The organism is Bradyrhizobium ferriligni, from assembly GCF_056837965.1.
The window spans coordinates 25,630-44,415 of sequence record NZ_JBXEJO010000027.1 but is presented as its reverse complement, the minus strand read 5'-3'; the positions used below and the strand labels follow the sequence as shown (position 1 = coordinate 44,415).

The window sequence follows — 18,786 nt, the reverse complement described above, 5'->3', positions numbered from 1 at the left end:
ATCCGGGCTACTCGCCGCCCAATGTATCGAGGGGGTAATACCACCTCGGTTGCAAATGACGCGCCATACAGCCTAATCGCTTGCGCTACTGGGTCTCGAGGCAATATCCGTTACTACAGTACAAAAACTATGCGTGCGAAAAAATGACGCATTATCAGCCATATATCCACAGTGTCGCCAACGCGCATCCTACTTAATTGACGGTATTCGTGCGTTTATGATATGTTCCGATCGTTTTCTTGGGAGGTTTTTGGAATGGCCGACGCGGTTGATTATGAAGTCCAGTTGACGGCAATGCGAACCGTAATGGAAGCGCTTGGCCCTTTGGACAAGGCGGCAAGAGAATCCGTTCTTTCTTGGGTTGCTGTTCAATTTGGCATCAAGCAGATCGGGTCACAAACGGCTCCGGCAGAACTCAAGGTCGCCGAGCCTCGCCGTGGCAGCAATGGCACCCGTGAGGGCACCGTTAGCGTGGTTGCGCAAAAGATGGGCGCTCAATCGGCTCGGGAGCTTCTTCTTGCGGCGGCTTTTCACCTCAGCAGCCATCAAGGCAAAGACAGCTTTACAAGGGACGAGCTGATTGCTTGCGCTAAAGATGCTCGAAATTGGAAGTCCAATTACTCGAGCCAAAATTCGGTGAATATCAAGCGAATGTCCGATGCAGGTGTGCTGTTTGAAAAGGCTAAGAATGTCTTCAGCCTTTCGGACGACGCTCTCGCTGATGTTGAAGTGAAGCTTGCGCAATGAAAGAGGACAACATCCAGAATTCAACAGTGATGGTTGAAGTCGAAAGAACGATGTCCGCCATTGAGAATGTGGTGCGTATTCTCGGCCCATTGCCATCCGACGAAAGGCAGCGAGTTATCCAAGGCGCGCTGGTTATCCTGCGGGAAACGATTGTGCGGGGAGGCGGAAGCCTTCAGCAAAGCGAAGCTGAGGGTACTGGAGGCCAATCCAGTGCTATTTCATCGCGCGCAAATGTCTGGATGAGACAGAATGGTCTGACCGAAGATCAACTTTTGCATGTGTTTGACATAACGAATGGTGTCGTGTCGGTGATCGCTTCCGAAATTTACGGCAAGAACAACTCCGAGAAGACGATAAAGACTTATATTTTGGCAGGCGTTGCTAGCTTTCTGTCCTCGGGCGAACCGGTCTTCGATGACAGAACCGCGCGTGATCTATGCGAGAGCCTAGGCTATTACGACAGCACTAATCATTCGAAATATATGAAGGACAAGAGTAATTATTTCGTGGGAGACAAGGAGAGGGGTTGGAAGCTCACGGCGCCTGGCTTGAAGCATGCAGCATCCATCGTGAAGGAGCTGGTTGGAGAGCGGTAATGTTGACTGACGAAGCGTTGCTACTGGCAGTGCACGAGCTAGCTCGCATAGGACAACGAGCGCCGGTCCTACTGATACTATCTCAGATTGATCAACCCGCGCCTACCGTGAAAGTTCGAGAAAAGGGCGTGCAGATCGGCTTCCGTAAGATTAGTAAGTGGAATGTGACCGATATTCTGAAAGCGGCAGCAAGAGATGGGCAAGTTGCTCAGCTTGCCAGCGGCTGGAAGCTACTCGGCCCCGGCTATAGGATTTTTGAAGCTCAGTACAGGCCGGAGGCCGCGATAATCCAAGAAACGCGACATTCTCTAAGGGCGCACTTGGTCAAGATTTCCGATGATCAGCGCAAAGCTTTTGTGGAAGAGGCGATTAGATCATTCGATGTGAAGGCGTATCGGTCGGCCATTGTTCTTTCATGGGTCGGCGCAGCGCACATCATTCAAGATCACATTGTTTCAAATCATCGAACCGCATTCAACTCAGCTGGTTTGGCGAGAGTCGCAAAAGCAGTCTCAAACGGGAACAAATACAACTTTACGCCCGTGAAAAGTGTCAGGGACTTCGGTGTAATCGGCGAAGCGGACATGCTTCAACTTTGCCAGGACGCGGGAGTACTCCACAAAGCTGAAAAGCAAGTCCTCCAGGAGAGGCTAGATCTTCGAAATCAGTGCGGTCATCCGAACCCGATTGTCATCGCGGAGCACACGGTGGCGCACCACATCGAATTGCTCATGTTGAATGTCTATTCGAAATACTGACGACTACTCCGCCGCCTCGCTCGCTGAGCTCTTCCTCGGCTTGCTGTTCGCCTTCTTCAGCACCGGCGCCAGGAATTTGCCGGTGTAGCTGCGCGGTGCCTTGACGATGTCCTCGGGCGGGCCCCAGGCGACGATCTCGCCGCCGCCGTCGCCGCCTTCGGGGCCGAGATCGATCACCCAGTCGGCGGTCTTGATGACCTCGAGATTGTGCTCGATCACGACGACCGTGTTGCCCTGGGCGACCAGCTCGTGCAGCACCTCGAGCAGTTTTGCGACGTCATGAAAGTGCAGGCCGGTGGTCGGCTCGTCCAGGATGTAGAGCGTGCGGCCGGTGGCGCGCTTTGACAGCTCCTTCGCCAGCTTGACGCGCTGGGCTTCGCCGCCCGACAGCGTCGTCGCCTGCTGGCCGACATGGATATAGTCGAGGCCGACGCGGTGCAGGGTCTGGAAGGTTTCGCGCACGCGCGGCACCGCCTTGAAGAACTCGGCGGCTTCCTCGACGGTCATGTCGAGCACGTCGGCAATGCTCTTGCCCTTGAACAGCACCTCCAGCGTCTCGCGGTTGTAGCGCTTGCCCTTGCAGGTGTCGCAGGTGACGTAGACGTCGGGCAGGAAGTGCATCTCGATCTTGATGACGCCGTCGCCCTGGCAGGCCTCGCAGCGGCCGCCCTTGACGTTGAAGGAGAAGCGCCCGGGCTCGTAGCCGCGCGCCTTCGCTTCGGGCAGGCCGGCGAACCACTCGCGGATCGGCGTGAAGGCGCCGGTATAGGTCGCGGGGTTGGAGCGCGGCGTGCGGCCGATCGGCGACTGGTCGATGTCGATGATCTTGTCGATGTGCTCGAGGCCCTCGATGCGGTCGTGCGGCGCCGCGCCTTCGCTGGCGTTGTTGAGCTTGCGGGCGATGGCGCGGTACAGCGTGTCGATCAGCAGCGTCGACTTGCCGCCGCCGGACACGCCGGTCACGCAGGTGAACAGGCCGAGCGGGATCTCGGCGGAGACGTTCTTGAGGTTATTGCCGCGGGCGTTGACGACCTTGATGGTGCGCCGGTGGTTCGGCGGCCGCCGGTCGGGCACGGGGACCGAAAGCTCGCCGGTCAGATATTTGCCGGTCAGCGACTTCGGGTTGCGCATGATCTGGTCGGGCGTGCCCTCGGCGACGATGTGGCCGCCATGCATGCCGGCGCCGGGCCCGATATCGAGCACGTAATCGGCCAGCCGGATGGCGTCCTCGTCATGCTCGACCACGACCACGGTGTTGCCGAGGTCGCGCAGCCGCTTCAGGGTGTCGAGCAGCCGGGCATTGTCGCGCTGGTGCAGGCCGATCGACGGCTCGTCCAGCACGTAGAGCACGCCGGTGAGGCCGGAGCCGATCTGCGAGGCGAGGCGGATGCGCTGGCTCTCGCCGCCGGACAGCGTGCCGGAGGAGCGCGACAGCGTCAGGTAGTTCAGGCCGACGTCGAGCAGGAAGGTCAGGCGCTCGCGGATCTCTTTCAGGATCCGCGTCGCGATCTCGTTCTGCTGTGCGTTCAGCGCCTCCGGCACCGTCTCGAACCATTCGCCGGCGCGCTTGACCGAGAGCTCGGAGATCTCGCCGATGTGCTTGCCGCCGATCTTGACGCACAGCGCCTCGGGCTTCAGCCGGTGGCCGTTGCAGCCGGCGCAGGGCACGTCGGAGAAATACTTGCCGAGCTCCTCGCGCGCCCACTCGCTCTCGGTCTCGCGGTAGCGGCGGTTGATGTTGGTGATGACGCCCTCGAACGGCTTCTTGGTGTCGTAGGAGCGGACGCCGTCCTCATAGGAGAACTTGATCTCGTCGTCGCCGGAGCCGTGCAGCAGCGCGTTCTGGACCTTCTTGGTGAGGTCCTTCCACTTGGTGTCGAGCGTGAACTTGTAGTGCTTGCCGAGCGCGGTCAGGGTCTGGATGTAATAGGGCGAGGACGATTTCGCCCAGGGCGCGATCGCGCCCTTGCGCAAGGTCAGCTCCTTGTCGGGGATGACCAGATCCTCGTCGATATGCTGCTCGACGCCGAGGCCGCCGCAGGCCGGGCAGGCGCCATAGGGGTTGTTGAACGAGAACAGGCGCGGCTCGATCTCGGGGATCGTGAAGCCGGAGACCGGACAGGCGAATTTCTCCGAGAACAGGATGCGCTCGGGCCCGCTCTTGTCGTGAATCTTCGCGGTCTTCTTCTTGTCCTCTTTCTTGTCGTCCTGGGCGGCCGCCGCCGGCGCGTCGGCGTATTCGATCACGGCGAGGCCCTCGGCGAGCTTCAGCGCGGTCTCAAAGCTTTCCGCGAGGCGCTGGGCGAGGTCGGGACGCACCACAATGCGGTCGACCACGACGTCGATGTCGTGCGGGAATTTCTTGTCGAGCGCGGGCGCCTCGGACAGTTCGTAGAAGGTGCCGTCGATCTTGACGCGCTGAAAGCCCTTCTTGAGATACTCGGCGAGCTCCTTCTTGTACTCGCCCTTGCGGCCGCGCACGACCGGCGCCAGCAGGTAGAGGCGGGTGCCTTCCGGCAGCGCCAGCACGCGGTCGACCATCTGCGAGACGATCTGGCTCTCGATCGGCAGGCCGGTGGCCGGCGAATAGGGCACGCCGACGCGGGCCCACAGCAGGCGCATGTAGTCGTAGATCTCGGTGACGGTGCCGACGGTGGAGCGCGGGTTCTTCGACGTGGTCTTCTGCTCGATCGAGATCGCCGGCGACAGGCCGTCGATCTGGTCGACGTCCGGCTTCTGCATCATCTCGAGGAACTGGCGCGCATAGGCCGACAGCGATTCGACGTAGCGGCGCTGGCCCTCGGCATAGATGGTGTCGAACGCGAGCGACGACTTGCCGGAGCCGGACAGGCCGGTGAACACCACGAGCTTGTCGCGGGGAATCTCGACGTCGATGTTCTTCAGATTGTGTTCGCGCGCGCCACGGATCGTGATGGCGCGCGATGAGGAGCCGGCGTTCTGTTGGCGCTTCGCCTTGAGCACTTCATCCATAGCGACAGTTCCGGGCGCATGCTTGGGCGCCTTTTGGGCGCGCATCGCCGGTGATGCCGGGACCTTGCGCCGATGGGGTGTGAAGACTGGAACGTAGGAAGAACGGTCGACAATTTCCAGTGCTGAGTCGCGTCCATCAACGGATAGTTTGCCTGATGGCAGCAGCCGTCAGCAGCGCCGGTTCCGCGAGAGCCTTTTCCCGTTCCGACGGAATCGGAACGGGGGCTCCAGATTCCTGCTTTGACGCGCTTTCTTTACGCGAACCGGAATCCACTTCGCTCGAAACGCTCTTACGCAAAAAGGCCGGCGCGAGGCCGGCCTTTCGGTGCAATCTGATCGCAGATCGATCTCTTAGTACTTGGCGACGATCGGGCCGCCGAAGTGATAATTCACGCCGAACTGGGCGCTGTGCAGCTCGAGCGTGCCGGACGGCACGCCGAAATAGTTCTCGCTGTCGAGGCTGCGATACAGGTATTCGCCCTTGATCGACCACTGCGGGGCGATGAACGCCTCGACGCCGGCGCCGACGGTCCAGCCCGAGTGGAAGTTGCTCTGCGAGGCAGTCACGCCGAGCGCGGTGACGCTGACCTCGTTGTTGGCCCAGGCGTAGCCGCCGGTGCCGTAGAACAGCACCTTGTCGACGGCGAAGCCGAAGCGGCCGCGCACGGTGCCGAGCGAATCGATCTTGCTCCGGGCGGTGACGCCCAGCGTCGAGACCGATGCGTCGATGTCAGCGCCTGCAGCGTCGACCTCGAGGCCGTACACGATGTTGCCGGCCTGCCAGTTGTAGCCGATAGTGCCGCCGCCGAAGCCGCCTTCCATGCTCGGGGTGCCGGAGTTCTCGCTGGCGTAGCCGCCGAAGCCACCGACGTAGAAGCCGGTCCAGTTGTAGATCGCGGCCGGCGGCGGAGCCTTCACGTAGGGGGCGCGAGCCGCCATGTCGGCGGCCATCGCAGGTGCAAAAGCGCTCAGTGCAAACAAGCCGGCCGATGCCAGCAAAACATTCCTGATTTTCAAAGTCCGAGTCCCGTTTTTCTTGCCCATTTTCTTGTTGTCCCTTCAAACTTTTGAAGAGAGCGTCACAGCAGTGTCGCGTGACGTGCCGGTGCTTCTACAGAGAAATGCCGGAAGTTGTGTATCCGCGAAACCACAATGCACCGAAAACGGCCGCGGTGAGGTGCACGCGCACACGCAACGAAAAAGCCGGCGCATAAACAAAAAAGCCGGCGCGAGGCCGGCCTTTCGTCTGGATCAATCGGCTTCGCGCGATCAGTAGCGCGCAACGACCGGGCCACCCCACTTGTAGTTCACGCGGACGGTGACGAGGTCGACGTCCTGGCGATCACGGATGGTGCTGTTCAGCGTGCCGTTGGGGGCGATCAGGTTGTAGGTCTTGTCCTGCATGAACAGGTGATCGTATTCGATGCCAGCGGTCCAGTTCGGCGCGAAGCCGACTTCGATGCCGGCGCCGACGGTGCCGCCCCAGCGGGTATCGCTTGCGCTGCCGACCAGCACGCCGGTCGGGGTGAAGTAGGTGTTGAAGCGGTTGTCGGTCAACGCCGCGCCGCCCTTGGCGTAGAGCAGCACGTTGTTGACGGCGTAACCGATCTGGCCGGTGAACAGGCCGAACGCGTCGATCTTGGACTGGTTGGTGAACAGGCCCGGGAAGATCGCGCTGCCGTTGCTTCCCTTCAGGTCAGCCCAGTCGCCCTGCGCTTCAAGGCCGAACACCCAGGCGCCGGCCTGCCAGCGATAGCCGATCTGGCCACCGGCGACGCCGCCCGTTGCGTCATGGCAACCGTCCGAGGCGAGGAAGATGCCGGCCGGGAGCTGGTCCCAGCAATTGTGGCTCGAGCCCCAGCCGCCGTTGGCGCCGATGTAGAAACCGGTCCAGTCATAGATCGGGGTAACCACGGGCGGCGGCGCCTTGGTGTAGGGGCGCGCAGCGAGATCGGCGGCCGCGGCAGGCGCAGCAAACGCAATCAGAGCAACCGTACCGAGCAAAAACTTCTTCATTATCAGTCCCCCAATTCCCCGATCGGCTTCCAAACGGTCCCGAAGCACGATCCCAGACGCGAGCGCCCGCGCCATGGTTGGAGCTATACGCTGATTCAACCGGAAACGCAGTCTCCCAAATGCAACACTCCCGGGAGAAGTGGTGATGATGCAAGGCACTGATTTGTTTGTTGTTTTCCAAATCTCGCTGCCGGGCGTCGGCCGGTGCCGAGAGCGACTGCCGCTCGGTCGGCACTGGACGGCTTCTACGGCTGGTTGTGCGAACAAAACTGGAACAATTCCGGACGCGATGCTATATCTCGAATATCGTGGATAACCGGCGCGAGGGCAAAGGCGGCGAGCCGGCACCGGCGTATAGGGTCATCCACGACGCCTGCGACGTAAGTGGCGAAGGTTGAGAGTGGCGGCCGATGTCCGGACGCCCGGTTTTTGAGTGGAGATGATGCGATGGCAGGAAGCGTGAACAAGGTGATCCTGGTGGGAAATCTCGGCAAGGATCCGGAAATCCGGCGGACGCAGGACGGCCGTCCGATCGCAAACCTTTCCATCGCCACCTCGGAAACCTGGCGCGACAAGGGCACCGGCGAGCGCAAGGAAAAGACCGAGTGGCACCGCGTCGTGATCTTCAACGAGGGTCTCTGCAAGGTCGCCGAGCAGTATCTGAAGAAGGGCGCCAAGGTGTACATCGAGGGTCAGCTGCAGACCCGCAAATGGACCGACCAGAGCGGCGTCGAGAAGTACTCGACCGAAGTCGTGCTGCAGGGTTTCAACTCCAACCTCACCATGCTCGACGGGCGCGGCGGCGGAGGCAGCAGCTTCTCCGATGATGGCGGCAGCGATTTCGGCTCGGCCGGACCGGTCAGCTCGGCGCCGCGCCGCGCCGTCGCTGCGGGCGGCGGCAGCCGCAACAGCGACATGGACGACGACATCCCGTTCTGAGCAGCGATCGCGCTTCCACCGATGCCGTCAGGCGCCGTTCCGTGAAGATCATTTCCCGGAATGGTCGTTGCGATCCGGAGCGGCAATCTCTTCGTGTGGACTATGAGGATAACCCCGTAACCGTCTGCAAAAATGGTGGCGATCCGACGTGCGGGGATGCGGGTTCCCTGAACTTTGACACAGGCCGATGTAAATGGTATTTACATTTGCCTGCGGCATTTGATGTCTGGCCGCGAGCTTTACTCGAGGGCCGCCATCATGAGCCTCGCGCCATTGCTCGACGCAGCGCCTGCGATCCCGCTTCACGCCTTTGCCGCGATGGCCGCCTTCGTGCTCGGCTCCATCCAGCTCGCCGCCCCCAAGGGCACGCTGCCGCACCGGACCCTGGGCTGGCTCTGGGTGGTCCTGATATTGGTGGTCGCCGGAAGCTCGTTCTGGATCCATCAGATCCAGCTGGTCGGTCCCTGGAGCCCGATCCACCTGCTGTCGATCTTCTCGCTCGCCATGCTGGTGCTCGGCGTGACGGCGGCGCGGAGCCACGATGTCCGCCGCCACAGGTTCACGATGATCGGCATTTTCTTCGGCGCGCTGGTCATTGCCGGGCTGTTCACCTTCATGCCGGGGCGGATTATGCACGCGGTGATTTTCGGCCACTGAATGGGGGATCGACGGCGTTCTGAAGAGCCGGTTCCGTCGGGCCTTCGCCACCTAGCGATCGCAGTGGGAGCGGGCCCGTCGCAGGCCTGCAATGCGGCCGGTAAGTGCATGAAAAAACGAAGGGAAAAACGGCTTGCGGGAGCCGCGCAAGGGTGGTTATCAGGGCCCCGATGGGCTATATGATTCCCCAGTAGAACTGACCGGATTTCCCCTTTGTCCGATAACGACGACCACAAGCCCGGCGAGCCGCCGGGACCCTCAGATATTCGTCCCGTTTCCATTCTCGACGAGATGAAGAAGTCCTACCTCGATTACGCGATGAGCGTGATCGTGTCGCGTGCGCTGCCCGATGCGCGCGACGGGCTCAAGCCGGTGCACCGGCGCATCCTCTATTCGATGCATGAGCAGGGACATACGCCGGACAAGAAATACGTGAAATCCGCCCGCGTCGTCGGCGACGTGATCGGTAAATATCACCCGCATGGCGACCAGTCGATTTACGACGCGATGGTCCGCATGGCGCAGGATTTCTCGCTGCGCGTGCCGCTGATCGACGGCCAGGGCAATTTCGGTTCGGTCGACGGCGATCCGCCGGCGGCCTATCGATATACCGAAGCGCGGCTGACCAAGGCGGCGCTGGCCGTGCTGGCCGACATCGACATGGAGACCGTCGATTTCCAGCCGAACTACGACAACTCCGAGAAAGAGCCGTCGGTTCTGCCGGCCCGGTTCCCGAACCTTCTGGTTAATGGCGCCGGCGGCATCGCCGTCGGCATGGCGACCAACATCCCGCCGCACAATCTCGGCGAGGTGGTCGACGCCTGCGTGGCGCTGATCGACAATCCGGCGCTCACGATCGACGAGCTGATCGACATCATTCCCGGACCGGACTTCCCGACCGGCGGCGTGATCCTGGGCCGCCAGGGCATTCGCAGCGCCTACCACCTCGGCCGCGGCTCGATCGTGATGCGCGGCAAGGTGACCATCGACACGATCAGGAAAGATCGTGAAGCGATCATCATCACCGAGATTCCCTATCAGGTGAACAAGGCGACGATGGTCGAGCGTATCGCCGATCTCGTCAAAGAGAAGAAGATCGAGGGCATCGGGGACCTGCGCGACGAGTCCGATCGCGACGGCTATCGCGTCGTCATCGAGCTGAAGCGCGAAGCGGTGCCCGACGTGGTGCTGAACCAGCTCTACCGGTTCACGCCGCTGCAGACCAATTTCCCGGCCAACATGCTGGCGCTGGATTCCGGCCGTCCGCAGACCATGAATCTGAAGGACCTGCTCACCATCTTCGTCGCGTTCCGCGAGCAGGTGGTGACCCGGCGGACCAAGTTCCTGCTCGGCAAGGCGCGCGATCGCGCCCACATCCTGGTCGGCCTCGCGATCGCGGTCGCCAACATCGATGAGATCATCCGCGTCATCCGGACCTCGCCGGATCCGAACACCGCGCGCGAGTCGCTGATGTCGCGTGACTGGCCGGCGCGCGACGTCGAGGCGATGATCACGCTGATCGACGATCCCCGGCATCGCATCAACGAGGATGGCACGCTGCGACTGTCGATGGAGCAGGCCAGGGCCATCCTCGACCTTCGCCTGCAGCGGTTGACCGCGCTGGGCCGCGACGAGATTTCCGAAGAGCTCGACAAGCTGGCGGCCGAGATCGCCGACTATCTCGACATCCTGCGCTCGCGTGCCCGCGTGCAGGGCATCGTCAAGACCGAGCTGGCCGAGGTGAAGCAGCAGTTCGCCACCCCGCGCAAGACCGTGATCATCGAGCAGGAAGGCGAGGTCGAGGACGAGGACCTGATCCAGCGCGAGGACATGGTCGTCACCGTGTCACATGCGGGCTACGTCAAGCGCGTGCCGCTGTCGACCTACCGGGCGCAGCGCCGCGGCGGCAAGGGCCGCGCCGGCATGCAGACCCGCGACGAAGATTTCGTCTCGCGCCTGTTCGTGGCGTCCACGCACACGCCGGTGCTGTTCTTCTCGTCGCGCGGCCAGGTCTACAAGGAGAAGGTCTGGCGGCTGCCGATGGCAGCGCCGAATGCGCGCGGCAAGGCGCTGATCAATATCCTGCCGCTGGAGCAGGGAGAGCGTATCACCACGATCATGCCGCTGCCGGAGGATGAATCCTCCTGGGCCAATCTCGACGTGATGTTTGCGACGACCGGCGGCACCGTTCGCCGCAACAAGCTGTCCGACTTCGTCGACGTGCGCCGTTCCGGCATCATCGCCATGAAGCTTGGGGAAGGCGAGGCGATCGTCGACGTCCAGATCTGCACCGAGCGTGACGATGTGCTGCTGACCGCCGCCGGCGGCCAGTGCATCCGTTTCCCCGTCACCGATGTGCGCGTCTTCACCGGCCGCACCTCGATGGGCGTGCGCGGCATTGCGCTGGCCGAGGCCGACAAGCTGATCTCGCTGGCGATCCTGCGCCATGTCGAGACCACCTCGGACGAGCGCTCGGCGTACCTGAAGATGCGCCGCGCCGTAGCCGGCGAGGCCGCGGCCGAGGAGCCGGTCGAGGCCGAGGGCGAGGAGACCGCGAATGCGATCCAGCTGTCGCAGGAGCGCTATGCCGAACTGTCGGCGGCCGAACAGGTGGTGCTGACGGTCTCCGTCAACGGCTATGGCAAGCGGACCTCGTCCTACGAGTACCGCACCACCGGCCGCGGCGGAAAAGGCATCGTCGCGATGAGCGTCAACAACCGCAACGGCAACCTGGTGGCGTCGTTCCCGGTCGAGGACGCCGACCAGATCATGCTGGTCACCGACAAGGGCCAGCTGATTCGCTGCCCGGTCGCCGACATCCGCGTCGCCGGCCGCTCGACCCAGGGCGTGATCGTGTTCGACACCGCCGAGGACGAGCACGTGGTCTCGGTCGAGCACATTCCGGAAGAGGAAAACGGCGAGAACGGCAACGGCGGCTAGCGCCGTCGTTTCGATTTGATTTCCTGTAGCCCCGGATGAAGCGAAGCGAAATCCGGGGCTGTTGACGCGGCGTCGGTCGTCCCGGATTGCGCTTCGCTCCATCCGGGCTACGCCAGGGTATTCGCGGCGCGTTCCAACTCCGTGGTGATCTTCGGAAGCGCATCCGCGTTGCCGATCTGCGCGAACCAGCACCAGAGCTCGAGCGTGCAGGCCAGCCGGTAGAGCGCGATCGTGGCCTCCCAGTCCGGCCGCTCGCTTGTGCCGTGGCCCGCGAGCAATCCGTCGCGCTTCGGCGCATCCTTCGGCGTGAAGTAATAGAGCGCCTTGGCGACGTCCATCAGCGGATCGCCGGCGGTGGCATTCTCGAAATCGACGATGCCGGTGAGACGCGGCTGCCCCGCCGGTGTCACCAGCACGTTGCCGGCGTGGAAGTCATAATGGCAGAGGCGGGGCGTGTCGGCTGCGTCGAGCAGGACGCTGCGCGCCAGGACGCCGGCCCGCAGCCGCGCGGCCAGCGCTTCGTCCCCGCCGCGCGTGCAAAACTCGGTCAGCTTCCGCTCGAACTGCGCGGACATGTAGGCGCGGTTGGTCGGGTACGACGTCCAGACGCCGTGCGGGCCGATATAGCCGAAGCTGTCGAGCGTGGTGGCATTGATATGGCGGAGCGCCGCGCCCATGGCGGCGTAGATCGAAAACAGCTCCTGATCCGTCAGCGCCGCCTCGCGGTTGCCGAGCACGACGCCGTCGAGCTTGCTCATCAGCACAAAATTGAAGTCGATCAGCGCGCGGCTGTCGTCGGCCATGAGGATGCGCGGAATGGCAATGCCGGCATCGCGCAGAAGTCCAAGGACATGGACCTCCTTCGCCATCTTCCATTGCAGCTGGGTGGGGTAGACCTTGAGGATGCAGCTTGGCGCGTCCGCCCGCGTGATCTCCAGGATCGTGCTGATCTCGCCGCCGCGCAGTTCGGTGATGCCTGCCACGCGCGATCCCGGCGCAACCCGATCGACGATCGCCTGCGCCTGGTCGATCGAAATCGCCAGGCGCGGCTTCAGCTGAAGAGGCGGATCGTCGGACATTTGCAAATGCCATATGCCGGATGGAGCGAAGCGAAATCCGGGGAGCTGGCGGTGCGGTTTCGATTGTCCCGGATTGCGCTTCGCTCCATCCGGGCTACGCAGCTACGCAGGCGGCGGGATCAAATCTCGATCTCCGTCCCGAACTCCACGACCTGTCCGGTCGGCACGCCGAAGAACGCTGCCGACCTTTCGGCGTTGCGCTGCAGGAAGGCGAACAGCGATTCCCGCCACACCCACATGCCCGGAATGTCTTCCCGCGGAATGATGGTCTCGCGACCGATGTAGTAGGTCACATCGGTCAGACGGAGACCGGGCAGTTTGCCCTGACGGCAGGCGAGCTTCAGCCCTTCGTAAACGGTCGGATATTGCATGAAGCCGTAACGCAGGATGACCCGGATGATGCCCGGGGTGACGTCGTGAACCACAACGCGATCCTCGTCCGAGATGCGCGGGGATTCCTCGATCTGTACGGTGACCAGCAGCACGCGCTGGTGCAGCACGTGATTGTGCTTGACGAACTGGGTCAAGGCGAGCGGCACGCCGTTAGGGGCGGAGGCGAGGAATATGGCGGTGCCCGGCAGCCGGCTGTGGCACTTGTTGACCGCGGTCTCGATCAGATCTTCTTCCGGCTGACGCAGCTTGCTGCGCGCCGTCTCGACCAGTTTCACGCCGCCGCGCCAAGTCAGCATCAGGAAGGCCACCGCAGCGGCGAGCAGCAGCGGGAACCAGCCGCCTTCGAACAGCTTGGTCGAGTTCGCCGCAAAGAAGATCGCGTCGATCACGAAAAAGAAGCCGTTCACCGCGATCACGATGATCGGCGAATAGCCCCACTGGATCGCGACCAGCGCTGCAAGCAGCGTGGTGATCGCCATCAACAGCGACACTGCGATGCCGTAGGCGCCGGCGAGTGCGTCGGAGGTGCCGAAGGCCAGCACCGCGCCGAGTGTCCCGGCGGCGAGCAGCCAGTTCACCAGCGGCACGTAGATCTGCCCGATCGCATCGCTCGTGGTGTGCTCGATGTGCATGCGCGGCAGGAAGCCGAGCTGGATCGATTGCTGGGTCAGCGAGAACACACCCGAGATGATGGCCTGCGAGGCGATCACCGTGGCAATGGTCGCGAGCAGCACGAGCGGGTAATGCGACCAGTCCGGCGAGAGCTGGAAGAACGGGTTTTCGATCGCGGTCGGGTCGGTGATCAACAGCGCGGCCTGGCCGAAATAGTTCAGCACCAAGGCGGGCAGGCAGATGGCGAACCAGGCGAGCCGGATCGGAAAGCGGCCGAAATGTCCCATGTCGGCATACATCGCCTCACCGCCGGTCACCGCGAGGAAGGCGGCGCCGAGGATGGCGAAGCTGACGTGAAAATCCTGATGGATCAGGAAATCGAATGCATAGAGCGGGCTCAGCGCAACCAGCACGCCGGGCGCCTTGACGATGCCGTGAATGCCGAGCGCTGCCAGCACGGCGAACCAGAACAGCATCACCGGGCCGAAGATCCTCCCGATGAAGCCGGTGCCCTGCTTCTGCATCATGAACAGGCCGATCAGGATGACGACGGTGATCGGCACCACCGCAGGCGTCAGCGAGGGCGCGTCGACCTTGAGGCCCTCGATCGCCGACAGCACCGAGATGGCCGGCGTGATCGCGCCGTCGCCATAGAGCAGGGCGGCGCCGATCAGGCCGACCACCAGAAGGTGGGCGCGCCAGGTGCCGGGCGCCGCGTTGCGCGCCGAGAGCAGCGCCAAGAGCGCGACGATGCCGCCTTCGCCGCGGTTGTCAGCGCGCAGGATCAGCATCGCGTATTTGATCGAGATGATGAGGATCAGCGCCCACAGGATCAGCGAGACCACGCCGAGCACCGCGCTCTCGGTGAGCGGACCGCCATGGGTGGCGGCCTTGGCGGCTTCCTTCAGTGCGTAGAGGGGGCTGGTGCCGATGTCGCCATAGACGACGCCGAGGGCACCGAGCGTGACGGCAACCGGGATCGGACTGGACGGGGGGTGGCCAGAAGAAACGATGGCGGGCGTACTCGTCACGGCAATCCCCCGATGTCTTGCGCGCGCCGGGTTATCCGGCCGGGCGCCTTAGACGATAGTCTGCGACGGGACGTCGCAAATTACCATTGGGTTTTGTGTGACGGCCTGGCCTTACGCCAGGCTGACGATCGACTTCGTTTGAATGCGCTACGGGGTACGGTCGGCGGTAACCAGGCGGGCTTCGCGAACCACCGTCTTGTTGCCGGCGGTGCGCAGGCACGAGGCCTCGAAATTCGGCCAGGCCTGCTGCGAGCAGTCCTTGCCGACCGGGTGGACGTCGAGACGGTCGCTCTTGGCCAGCGGCTGCGGCGTGGAGGCTTCGACCTGCGGCGCAAAGCCCGGCAGTACGGTGAGCGCGGCGGCAATGAACGCGGCGACAGCGATGGCGGAAAGTGCCTTGATCATGACGGTCCCCAGTTGATCGGGCCGCCCGGGCCCGTCGTTTCGTTGTCCAACCTCTACCGGCCGCAAGTTTCCTGGTGTCTTCGCCACCGCGGGAAATGGTTTCGTCGCGGGCCGGTTTTGTTTCGTCCGCCAACGGCCGACGAAACATTCACCCACGTAGACGCTGGCATCCCAGGACTCGTTCACTGGACGATTGGAAATTTGTTTCGAGCAGGCGATGGAACCCGGGCGGCTTGCCGGGGAGAGCCGGGCGGGTTAGGAGGGACTATGTCCCGTATCGCGATCTATCCCGGCTCCTTCGATCCCGTCACCAACGGCCATCTGGACGTGGTGAAACAGGCCGTCTTCCTCTGTGACCGCCTGATCGTCGCCATTGGCGTCCATCCCGGCAAGAAGCCGCTGTTTTCCACCGAGGAACGGCTGGCCATGGTCCATGAGGTGTTCGGCCCCATCGCCCAGCAAGCGGGCTGCGCCTTCGAGAGCGCGACCTATGACAATCTCACGGTCGCGGCGGCGCGCGCGGCCAAGGCCACGCTGATGATTCGCGGTCTGCGCGACGGCACCGATCTCGACTACGAGATGCAGCTCGCCGGCATGAACGAGGCGATGGCGCCCGAGGTGCACACCGTGTTCGTTCCGGCGTCGGTTATGGTCCGCCCGATCACCGCCACACTGGTGCGCCAAATCGCCCAGATGGGCGGCGACTTCTCTTCATTCGTGCCGTCATCGGTCGCCGCTAGCCTGAAGGCCAAGTTCGCCGGCTGATCCCGGCGGCCTGCCACACCCCGAACGTTAAAGCTCCGGAGTTGCCATGATCCGCATTCTCGCATTCGTTGCCGCGCTGCTCTGCGTCGTGCCCGCGGTCGCGCAGCCGCTGCCGGCCAATCTCGACAAGGCCGATGCGATCGTGATCGACACCACCAAGGGCCGCATCGTCATCAAGCTGCGCACCGACATCGCGCCCAAGCATGCCGAGCGCATCAAGCAGCTGGCGCGCGAGGGATTCTACAACAACGTGCCGTTCCATCGCGTGATGGACGGCTTCATGGCGCAGACCGGCGACGGCCAGAACTTCAACGGCACCGGCGGCTCGAAATATCCGAACCTGAAGCAGGAATTCTCCCAGGTCCCGTTCAAGCGCGGCATCGTCGGCATGGCCCGGCGCGGCGACAGCGTCGACAGCGCCAATTCGCAGTTCTTCATCATGTTCGCCGACGGATCGAGCCTGAATGGCCAGTACACCGTGATCGGCGAGGTGGTGCAGGGCATGGACGTGGTCGACAAGCTGAAGAAGGCGTCTGCGGGCTCTCCTGGCGGAGCCGTCACCGATCCCGACAAGATGGTGAAGGTGCAGGTCGCGTCCGACATCAAGTGATCCGCGATGGCGGCGCGCAGCAAACCACGTGCCTGGTTCGCCGCGCCGCTGCTGGTGTGGCTCGCGCTGACCGGATCAGCGGCGGCCGAGCCGGAGCAACTCAATACGATCAAGGACGTTGTTCTTGCCATCCACCGCTGCTGGCGGCCGCCGCCGGCGGACAAGGCCGGCCCGATCGACATAACCGTCATTGTCAGCTTCAACCGCGAGGGCGCGATCCTCGGACATCCCAGGATCAGCTACGAATCGCAGGAGGCGACCGACAACGACCGGATTGCATACCGGATCGCGGTGATGGAGACGTTGCAACGCTGCACGCCGTTGCCATTTACCGAGAGCCTGGGCGGCGCGGTGGCCGGCCGCCCATTCGCAATCCCGTTCAGGAATAAGAAGTATCCACCCCGAAGCCAGGAGAAGCGAGCATGGCTGCTACCGAAAATACTCTGATCCTCGAAACCACCCAGGGCCCGGTCACGATCGAGATGCGCCCGGATCTCGCGCCCGGCCACGTCGCGCGGATCAAGGAGCTGGTGCGCGAGGGCTTTTACGACGGCATCGTGTTCCACCGCGTGATCGACGGCTTCATGGCGCAGACCGGCTGTCCGCAGGGCACCGGCATGGGCGGCTCCGGCAAGAAGCTCAAGGCCGAATTCAACAAGGAGCCGCATGTCCGCGGCACCGCCTCGATGGCCCGCGCCGCCAATCCGGATTCCGGCGACAGCCAGTTCTTCATCTGCTTCGACGACGCCTCCTTCCTCAATGGTCAATACACCGTCTGGGGCAAGGTCACCGAGGGCATGGAGAACGTCGACAAGATCAAGCGCGGCGAGCCGGTGAAGGATCCGGACAAGATCGTCAAGGCGCGCATGGCCGTCGACGCGGCGTAAGTCAAACACTCCGTCATTCCGGGGCGATGCGCAGCATCGAACCCCAATGCGCAATTGCGCATTGTGGAATATCGAGATTCCGGGTTCACGCTTCGCGTGCCTCGGAATGACGGCGCTGAAGTATTAGTCACCGCCATGCGCACCGATCTCTTCGACTTCGAACTCCCCCCGGAAAGCATCGCGCTTCGCCCCGCGAGCCCGCGCGGTGCCGCGCGGATGCTGGTGGTGCATCCGGACGGCGTGCTGCGCGACGCCGCGATCGGCGACCTGCCGCAGTGGCTGGAGCCGGGTGATCAGATCGTCGTCAACGACACCAAGGTGATCGCGGCGCAACTCAAGGGCCGCCGGATCGGGCGCGACACCGAACCGAAGATCGAGGCGACCTTGATCAAGCGGCTCGACGGCTCGCGCTGGCGGGCGCTGGTGAAGCCGGCGAAGAAGCTCAGCCCCGGCGACACCATCCGCTTCGGCAATGAGGGCAGGGTCTGCCTGCTCGGCAATCTCGATGCAGAGGTCGAGGCCAAGGGGCAGGAGGGCGAGGTGACGCTGTCATTCTCGTTCCATGGTCCGGTGCTCGACCAGGCGATCGCCGATGTCGGTGCCACGCCGCTACCGCCCTACATCGCTTCCAAGCGCACGCCTGACGACCAGGACGTCAGCGACTACCAGACCATGTTCGCCGCCAATGAGGGCGCGGTCGCAGCGCCCACGGCGGGGCTGCATTTCACGCCCGCGCTGGAGGCCGCGCTGAAGAGCCGCGGCGTCGAGCTGCACCGCCTGACGCTGCATGTCGGGGCAGGGACGTTCCTGCCGGTGAAGACCGAGGAGACCTCAGAGCACAAGATGCATGCCGAATGGGGCTGCATCACCGCCGAGACCGCTTCCGCCTTGAATGCCGCGCGCGCAAGAGGCGGCCGGATCGTCGCGATCGGCACCACGTCGCTGCGGCTGCTGGAAAGCGCCGCCAATGCCGACGGCACCATCGAGCCGTTTGCGGCGGACACCTCGATCTTCATCACGCCGGGCTACCGCTTCCGCGCGGTCGATATCTTGCTGACCAACTTCCATCTGCCGCGCTCGACGCTGTTCATGCTGGTCTCGGCGTTCTCCGGCCTCGAGACGATGCAACGCGCCTACGCCCACGCGATCAGGGATGGCTACCGGTTCTATTCGTACGGCGATGCGTGTTTGCTGTTTCGCGCGCGAGGCTAGCTCCGCAAGCACGGCTGCTTCACCGTCACCCCCGCGCAAAGGCTTCGCCTTTGTCGCTGAGGCGGCCGCTTCTTCAGCGGCCCTCGAAGGGCGACGGCCCGACTGGGGCCGATGCATCCTTCGAGACGCCCGCCGCGCGGGCTCCTCC

The 18,786-nt window shown here is 63.3% G+C and carries 18 protein-coding genes; 12 read left to right on the top strand and 6 right to left on the bottom strand.

All coding sequences use genetic code 11. The features are described 5' to 3' along the window. Nucleotides 1–255 precede the first annotated feature (255 nt). Genes AC1VNY_RS17750 through AC1VNY_RS17740 form a run of 3 tightly spaced genes read left to right on the top strand, consistent with a single transcriptional unit; the run spans nt 256 to nt 2,101 of the window. Entirely contained in the window at nt 256–747 is a 492-nt protein-coding gene (locus AC1VNY_RS17750) for a hypothetical protein (protein ID WP_482406132.1), read from the top strand. Further along, complete coding sequence (locus tag AC1VNY_RS17745; protein WP_482406131.1) at nt 744–1,343, top strand: hypothetical protein; 600 nt, start codon at nt 744–746, stop codon at nt 1,341–1,343. The genes AC1VNY_RS17750 and AC1VNY_RS17745 overlap by 4 nt, the downstream gene beginning before the upstream one ends. Next, nucleotides 1,343–2,101 (top strand): hypothetical protein, encoded by a 759-nt coding sequence (locus tag AC1VNY_RS17740; protein WP_482406130.1) that lies wholly within the window; start codon nt 1,343–1,345, stop codon nt 2,099–2,101. The genes AC1VNY_RS17745 and AC1VNY_RS17740 overlap by 1 nt, the downstream gene beginning before the upstream one ends. 3 nt (nt 2,102–2,104) lie before the next feature. Here AC1VNY_RS17740 and uvrA read toward each other — a convergent pair whose 3' ends face one another. Both uvrA and AC1VNY_RS17730 read right to left on the bottom strand, forming a co-directional pair. Beyond that, nucleotides 2,105–5,092, bottom strand: coding sequence for an excinuclease ABC subunit UvrA (gene uvrA / locus AC1VNY_RS17735; protein WP_028340754.1), 2,988 nt, complete (start codon nt 5,090–5,092; stop codon nt 2,105–2,107). Nucleotides 5,093–5,443: 351 nt separating this feature from the next. Further along, entirely contained in the window at nt 5,444–6,103 is a 660-nt protein-coding gene (locus tag AC1VNY_RS17730; RefSeq protein WP_461191386.1) for an outer membrane protein, read from the bottom strand. On the opposite strand from AC1VNY_RS17730, the gene AC1VNY_RS17725 reads away from it, so the two are divergent. After that, nucleotides 6,030–6,368, top strand: coding sequence for a hypothetical protein (locus AC1VNY_RS17725; RefSeq protein WP_482406174.1), 339 nt, complete (start codon nt 6,030–6,032; stop codon nt 6,366–6,368). The two genes, AC1VNY_RS17730 and AC1VNY_RS17725, sit on opposite strands and share 74 nt — an antisense overlap. Here the strand turns inward: AC1VNY_RS17725 and AC1VNY_RS17720 are convergent. Next, nucleotides 6,362–7,108 carry an outer membrane protein gene (locus AC1VNY_RS17720; protein WP_482406129.1) on the bottom strand — a complete coding sequence of 249 codons (747 nt, stop codon included), beginning with the start codon at nt 7,106–7,108 and terminating at the stop codon, nt 6,362–6,364. The two genes, AC1VNY_RS17725 and AC1VNY_RS17720, sit on opposite strands and share 7 nt — an antisense overlap. A gap of 447 nt (nt 7,109–7,555) precedes the next feature. On the opposite strand from AC1VNY_RS17720, the gene AC1VNY_RS17715 reads away from it, so the two are divergent. From AC1VNY_RS17715 to gyrA, 3 genes are all read left to right on the top strand, one after another. Further along, the gene (locus tag AC1VNY_RS17715) at nt 7,556–8,047 is read left to right on the top strand and encodes a single-stranded DNA-binding protein (RefSeq protein ID WP_028332103.1); all 492 of its coding nucleotides are present in this window, start codon (nt 7,556–7,558) and stop codon (nt 8,045–8,047) included. A gap of 258 nt (nt 8,048–8,305) precedes the next feature. Then, nucleotides 8,306–8,704 (top strand): DUF2306 domain-containing protein, encoded by a 399-nt coding sequence (locus AC1VNY_RS17710; protein ID WP_482406128.1) that lies wholly within the window; start codon nt 8,306–8,308, stop codon nt 8,702–8,704. 213 nt (nt 8,705–8,917) lie between these two features. Continuing rightward, entirely contained in the window at nt 8,918–11,644 is a 2,727-nt protein-coding gene (gyrA, locus tag AC1VNY_RS17705) for a DNA gyrase subunit A (protein ID WP_482406127.1), read from the top strand. Nucleotides 11,645–11,751: 107 nt separating this feature from the next. Here the strand turns inward: gyrA and AC1VNY_RS17700 are convergent, their stop codons facing one another. The 3 genes from AC1VNY_RS17700 to AC1VNY_RS17690 form a co-directional block, all read right to left on the bottom strand. Continuing rightward, nucleotides 11,752–12,723: a phosphotransferase family protein gene (locus AC1VNY_RS17700; protein ID WP_482406126.1), complete on the bottom strand. Its 972-nt coding sequence runs from the start codon at nt 12,721–12,723 to the stop codon at nt 11,752–11,754. 119 nt (nt 12,724–12,842) lie between these two features. Further along, complete coding sequence (locus AC1VNY_RS17695) at nt 12,843–14,741, bottom strand: potassium transporter Kup (protein ID WP_482406172.1); 1,899 nt, start codon at nt 14,739–14,741, stop codon at nt 12,843–12,845. Nucleotides 14,742–14,906: 165 nt separating this feature from the next. After that, nucleotides 14,907–15,164 carry a hypothetical protein gene (locus AC1VNY_RS17690; RefSeq protein WP_038387125.1) on the bottom strand — a complete coding sequence of 86 codons (258 nt, stop codon included), beginning with the start codon at nt 15,162–15,164 and terminating at the stop codon, nt 14,907–14,909. A gap of 267 nt (nt 15,165–15,431) precedes the next feature. Between AC1VNY_RS17690 and coaD the strand changes: the two genes are divergently transcribed. From coaD to queA, 5 genes are all read left to right on the top strand, one after another. Further along, nucleotides 15,432–15,929 carry a pantetheine-phosphate adenylyltransferase gene (coaD, locus tag AC1VNY_RS17685; RefSeq protein ID WP_482406125.1) on the top strand — a complete coding sequence of 166 codons (498 nt, stop codon included), beginning with the start codon at nt 15,432–15,434 and terminating at the stop codon, nt 15,927–15,929. Nucleotides 15,930–15,975: 46 nt separating this feature from the next. Continuing rightward, on the top strand, nt 15,976–16,539 hold the full coding sequence (locus AC1VNY_RS17680) for a peptidylprolyl isomerase (protein ID WP_028340744.1): 564 nt from the start codon (nt 15,976–15,978) through the stop codon (nt 16,537–16,539). 6 nt (nt 16,540–16,545) lie between these two features. Further along, on the top strand, nt 16,546–16,986 hold the full coding sequence (locus tag AC1VNY_RS17675) for a hypothetical protein (RefSeq protein ID WP_028340743.1): 441 nt from the start codon (nt 16,546–16,548) through the stop codon (nt 16,984–16,986). Next, nucleotides 16,962–17,426, top strand: coding sequence for a peptidylprolyl isomerase (locus AC1VNY_RS17670; protein WP_028340742.1), 465 nt, complete (start codon nt 16,962–16,964; stop codon nt 17,424–17,426). The genes AC1VNY_RS17675 and AC1VNY_RS17670 overlap by 25 nt, the downstream gene beginning before the upstream one ends. A 135-nt stretch (nt 17,427–17,561) precedes the next feature. Next, nucleotides 17,562–18,638: a tRNA preQ1(34) S-adenosylmethionine ribosyltransferase-isomerase QueA gene (queA, locus tag AC1VNY_RS17665; protein ID WP_482406124.1), complete on the top strand. Its 1,077-nt coding sequence runs from the start codon at nt 17,562–17,564 to the stop codon at nt 18,636–18,638. Nucleotides 18,639–18,786 lie beyond the last annotated feature (148 nt).

Bases quoted from the DNA above. Each gene is read 5' to 3' on its own strand.
- AC1VNY_RS17750 (WP_482406132.1), top strand. From the start codon at position 256: ATGGCCGACGCGGTTGATTATGAAGTCCAGTTGACGGCAATGCGAACC.
- AC1VNY_RS17745 (WP_482406131.1), top strand. From the start codon at position 744: ATGAAAGAGGACAACATCCAGAATTCAACAGTGATGGTTGAAGTCGAA.
- AC1VNY_RS17740 (WP_482406130.1), top strand. From the start codon at position 1,343: ATGTTGACTGACGAAGCGTTGCTACTGGCAGTGCACGAGCTAGCTCGC.
- uvrA (WP_028340754.1), bottom strand. From the start codon at position 5,092: ATGGATGAAGTGCTCAAGGCGAAGCGCCAACAGAACGCCGGCTCCTCA.
- AC1VNY_RS17725 (WP_482406174.1), top strand. From the start codon at position 6,030: ATGTCGGCGGCCATCGCAGGTGCAAAAGCGCTCAGTGCAAACAAGCCG.
- AC1VNY_RS17720 (WP_482406129.1), bottom strand. From the start codon at position 7,108: ATGAAGAAGTTTTTGCTCGGTACGGTTGCTCTGATTGCGTTTGCTGCG.
- AC1VNY_RS17715 (WP_028332103.1), top strand. From the start codon at position 7,556: ATGGCAGGAAGCGTGAACAAGGTGATCCTGGTGGGAAATCTCGGCAAG.
- AC1VNY_RS17710 (WP_482406128.1), top strand. From the start codon at position 8,306: ATGAGCCTCGCGCCATTGCTCGACGCAGCGCCTGCGATCCCGCTTCAC.
- AC1VNY_RS17700 (WP_482406126.1), bottom strand. From the start codon at position 12,723: ATGTCCGACGATCCGCCTCTTCAGCTGAAGCCGCGCCTGGCGATTTCG.
- AC1VNY_RS17690 (WP_038387125.1), bottom strand. From the start codon at position 15,164: ATGATCAAGGCACTTTCCGCCATCGCTGTCGCCGCGTTCATTGCCGCC.
- coaD (WP_482406125.1), top strand. From the start codon at position 15,432: ATGTCCCGTATCGCGATCTATCCCGGCTCCTTCGATCCCGTCACCAAC.
- AC1VNY_RS17680 (WP_028340744.1), top strand. From the start codon at position 15,976: ATGATCCGCATTCTCGCATTCGTTGCCGCGCTGCTCTGCGTCGTGCCC.
- AC1VNY_RS17675 (WP_028340743.1), top strand. From the start codon at position 16,546: ATGGCGGCGCGCAGCAAACCACGTGCCTGGTTCGCCGCGCCGCTGCTG.
- AC1VNY_RS17670 (WP_028340742.1), top strand. From the start codon at position 16,962: ATGGCTGCTACCGAAAATACTCTGATCCTCGAAACCACCCAGGGCCCG.
- queA (WP_482406124.1), top strand. From the start codon at position 17,562: ATGCGCACCGATCTCTTCGACTTCGAACTCCCCCCGGAAAGCATCGCG.